The sequence below is a fragment of the Actinoalloteichus spitiensis RMV-1378 genome, from assembly GCF_000239155.1.
GTDB lineage: Bacteria > Actinomycetota > Actinomycetes > Mycobacteriales > Pseudonocardiaceae > Actinoalloteichus_B > Actinoalloteichus_B spitiensis.
This window is the reverse complement of the sequence record NZ_AGVX02000584.1, coordinates 1-1,844: the sequence shown is the minus strand read 5'-3', so window position 1 is coordinate 1,844 and position 1,844 is coordinate 1. Positions and strand designations below refer to the sequence as shown.

1 protein-coding gene is annotated in these 1,844 nt (G+C 75.2%); it reads right to left on the bottom strand.

The window, feature by feature from the left end; translation table 11 throughout:
- Positions 1-68: 68 nt before the first annotated feature.
- A complete protein-coding gene (locus ACTIDRAF_RS30505; protein WP_016700885.1) occupies positions 69-1,304 on the bottom strand; it encodes an MFS transporter in 1,236 nt (411 codons plus the stop codon).
- Between the last annotated feature and the right edge of the window lie 540 nt (positions 1,305-1,844).

Here is a 1,844-nt window from a genome sequence, read left to right as displayed (position 1 = left end):
CCCGGACGCGGCGGGCGCACGGCGGCCCCGTTCCCGGGGGCCTGGTTCAAACGCCCGCCTCCGGACGGTCAGCGCCCCGCTCCCTCCGACTCCGGGGCGGCCGGGGTCTCCGTCGGCCCGGCGGCCGGCCCCGGGGGCCCGGCCCCCTCCGGCAGGAACAGCAGCGCCACCACCAGGACCGCCGACAGCCCGGCGGCGCACAGGAACCCGCCGGTGATCGAGGTCGCCTCCATCAGGGGACCGAACAGCAACGGCGCCGCGAACTGCCCCGCGAAGGTGGCGGTCCCGGCCAACGAGGTGGCCTGTGCCCGTGCGGTGGGAGGTGCGGCGTCGGCGATCAGCACGGTGAGGGCGGGCATCGCCAGTCCCATGCCCAGGCCGAACGTGGTCACCGCCAGCAGGATGAGCGGCGGCGAGTCGCTCAGGCCGAGGCAGAGGAAACCCGCGCTCCAGCCCACCACCGCGATCCGCAGTACCGCCGGGTACCGGAGGCGGCGGCGGATCCGCGCGTAGACCAGGCCGACGAGGCTCATCGCGACCGCGAGGACCGCGCTGAAGACCGACACGACGAAGGGGTTGTGCACGCCGACCTGGGCGAGCCGTTGGGGCAGGAAGACCGCGACGGCGAGCATCAACATCGCCAGCACCAGCAGCAACCCGCAGTACGCCATCAGCAGGGGCGTGCGCAGCAGCGGCACCAGTCCGCCGCTTCCCGGGTCCCTGGCGGGAACCGGCACCTCGGGGAGCGCGACCAGGGTCGCGACCGCGATCGGGATTCCGACCAGGTAGACGGCGAACGGGCCGTGCCAGGACACCGCTCCCAGGGCTCCTCCGACCAGGGGCCAGAGCACGCCCCCCAGGCTGACGGCGGTCGAACGCCATCCGACCACGCGATCGCGGGCCGCCCCCTGGTAGAGCATGAGGATGGCCACCGTCGTCCCCGTGAAGACGGCCGCCGCGCCCAGGCCGAAGACCAGGCGGGTGACCAGCAGCGGGATGTAGGAGTCGACCACCAGTCCCGCTCCGCCGGCCAGCCCGTACACCAGGAGCCCCACCGCCAACGGGCGGCGCACCCCCCAACGGTCCATGACCCATCCCACGACCGGGCTGGCGAGGGCGATCGCCAGGGAGTGGGCGGTGAGCACCAGCCCCGCGGCCGTTCCCGTGACGGCCAGGTCGGCGCGCAGCACCTCGATCACGGGCCCCAGGATGGCGCCCGCCATCACGCTCAGGGTCGAACCGAGCAGCAGGACGACGAGGATCCCGGGCCGCTGCCCGGGCCCAAGGCGTGCTGTCGTGGACATCAGGACTCCCCTCGGCGAGGCCCCCGGCGGCGGTTGGAGGCTCGGGACCGGCCGTGCCGTGCGGCGGCACGGTGAACCTGGTCCTGATGATCTCGCGTACGGGCACGCAGGGCACCCGTTTGGTGACACGGAGCGGTCACGGTTCTCGCGCACCGCGTCGAACCTGTTCCCCCGGACGTGGGAAAGGCTCCTCCGGAGGGAGGTGATGAGCGCACCGGACGCACGAGCGGCGGGAGTACCTCCCCACGTCGCTGGTCCCCCGCGCACCGGCCCCTCCCTGGTCGGAGCTGGTACCGGGATCCAGGCCCGAGCGGCGTCGCGGGCCGGGGCGGGCGGGGCGCCGGGGAGGCACCGGCGGATCGGGCCTCCGAGCCGGCGGCTGGACCGCCCTGCTCGCCGACCGCCGCGGGACCACCGGACCTCCAGCGGTGCTCCGGCGGCTGGACCTGCTCGGGGTGGGGCCGGTGGCGCCGACGACCGGCAGTCCGACCGGGCGACGGCGGAGCGGGTGGGCGGGACCGGGCTGCCGGTCGGGGCGGG